Below are 248 nucleotides of genomic sequence, written 5' to 3'. Positions count from 1 at the left end.
CCCTTCAACAGATCAGGGCGCGCTTTGAAGGACACCCTGACTGGACGTTCGTCGTTGCCTATATCGCGGATGATCCATCTCGTGTCCTTTCGTTGCCCGCAGCCTCAAAAGCAGAGATCCTCCGTCAGCTGGACGCTGTTCGCAAGTTGGAGGCCGAAGCTCATCATGAGGCGGCGTTCATTATGGGTTGGTCGTTGCTTGAGGCCACTCTATTGAACATCGAAGATGATCCGCACGCACGCCCTCGG

The 248-nt window shown here is 56.5% G+C and carries 1 protein-coding gene; it reads left to right on the top strand.

Going from position 1 to position 248, the window contains the following annotated elements:
* Nucleotides 1-248, top strand: a 248-nt coding sequence (locus tag ACWXWW_RS18235) for a hypothetical protein (protein WP_455971447.1), incomplete at both ends; no start/stop codon positions are given.

This window comes from Microbacterium sp. KNMS, from assembly GCF_053851835.1.
The sequence above is the reverse complement of the archived record's forward strand: the minus strand, read 5'-3'. Positions and strand labels throughout refer to the sequence as shown.